Source organism: Paractinoplanes durhamensis (genome assembly GCF_016862175.1).
In the GTDB taxonomy this organism is placed as follows: Bacteria; Actinomycetota; Actinomycetes; order Mycobacteriales; family Micromonosporaceae; genus Actinoplanes; species Actinoplanes durhamensis.
Window position 1 is genome coordinate 1 of sequence record NZ_BOML01000120.1, and the last position, 1670, is coordinate 1670.

The following is a 1670-nucleotide window of genomic DNA, read 5'->3' on the forward strand; positions in this document are numbered from 1 at the left end:
TGTTGCGCGACTTTCGTCGTGAGCGGGATGGCGTCGTTGCTGGTGAGCGTGGAGTCCGTTAGGTAAGCCCCGCCGGGGTGTCCGGCGGGGCTTTGGTGTTCAGGCTGTCGTTTTGCTGCTCATTCTGTCGTGACTTCGGTGACGGCGGCGCGGGTGGAGGATTCGTCGACGATGGCTTTGTCGGCGGCGAACGCGGCGATCAGAGATTGGACGGCGAGGTTGTTCACGGCGCGGGGTAGTCCGCGGCTGGTTTGGTGGATCAGTGTGGTGGCGTCGTCGGAGAACAGGGGGTCGGAGCGGCCGGCCAGGGTGAGGTGGTGGCGTAGGTAACCGGCGGTGTCGGTGGCGTTCATGGGTGGCAGGGTGTAGCGCAGGGCGATGCGTTGGTCGAGGGCGGCGAACATGCCGAGTTTGATGCGTCGCCGCAGGGTGGGTTGCCCGACGAGCAGGCAGGCGAATGGGCTGGTGGAGTCCATGTCGTGGTTGGTGAGCATGCGGATGCCTTCCAACTGGTCGTGGTCGAGCAGGTGGGCTTCGTCGATGACCAGGACGGGGGTGCGGCCGCGTTCGGCGTGTTCGGCGGCGAGGGCGTCGGCGGTTTGCGGGATGAGGGTTGCCATGTGCACGCGGGGGACGCCGCCGAGGGCGGTGACGATCGCGTGGTGGATGCCGCGGGCGCCGATGGTGGGGTTGCCGAGGTAGATCAGGGTGTGCCGGGCCGGGTCGAGGGCGGACAGGGCGGCGCGGACGGCGACGGTTTTCCCGGCGCCGACTTCGCCGGTGATCACGCCGAGGGTGTGTTCGCTGGTGCACCAGGTGATCCGGGCGACGGCTTCGGCGTGGCCGGGGTGGCGGTGCAGCATGCCGGGGGCCAGGTCCCGGCCGAACGGCATGCGGGTGAAGCCGTAGAAGGCTTGCAGGCGTTCGATGCTCACCGCTGCGGTTCCTGGTCTTGTTCTGGCTGCTGGTGGTCGGGGTCGCGGGTGAGGGCGGCGTAGTTGACGCGGTCGCCGAGGGTGTCGGCGTGCACGGCGCCGATCAGGTTGAGGTAGTCGATGCCGACCGGTGGTGCGTCGATCGCGACGTGTTCGGGGCGGGCTTTCGGGTGGGAGTGCCGGCCGATCCGGAACGCCACGGCCAGGCCGTAGGAGCGGGCGTGGTGGCGGACCTCGATATCGGTCATGTCGAACGGGTCGAACACCAGCTCGACTTTGCGTCCGACCAAGACCTGGTCGACTTGGTAGACGTTGTTGTGCAGGGAAACGGTCGCGGTTTTCGTGACGGTCCGGTGTTCCGACCACAGGAACGCCTCCCGCAACGCGGCCGGGCTCGGTGTCGGCAGCGGGCTCGGTAGCTGGTGTCGCCAGCGGGCCAGCGGTGCCATGTCGGTGGCACTGTGCGGGCGTTGGTGGTACTCGGTTTCGACCCAGGCGGTGAACAACCGGTTCAGCTCAGCCAGGTCGGCGATCGGTGCTCTGCCGGGTGTGGACAGTTCAATGAGGAACTGCTCCCGGACGGTCCGGAAGAACCGTTCGATCTTGCCTCGGCCCTGCGGCCGGCCCGGGGTGGAGTGCACGAGTTTGATGCCCAGGCTCGCGCAGGCCCGCAGCAGCCACGAGTCAACGAAGGCGGACCCGTTATCGACATATATCGCCTCGGGAACGCCCCGC

2 protein-coding genes are annotated in these 1670 nt (G+C 67.8%); both read right to left on the reverse strand.

Translation table 11 applies throughout. From position 1 onward, the window contains the following. Positions 1–119 precede the first annotated feature (119 nt). Positions 120–935, reverse strand: a complete 816-nt coding sequence (locus tag Adu01nite_RS47360) for an ExeA family protein (RefSeq protein WP_203735991.1) — start codon at positions 933–935, stop codon at positions 120–122. Next, the coding region (locus Adu01nite_RS47365) for a TnsB C-terminal domain-containing protein (RefSeq protein ID WP_203735992.1) at positions 932–1670 on the reverse strand (739 nt) is incomplete at its 5' end. The genes Adu01nite_RS47365 and Adu01nite_RS47360, both read right to left, overlap by 4 nt.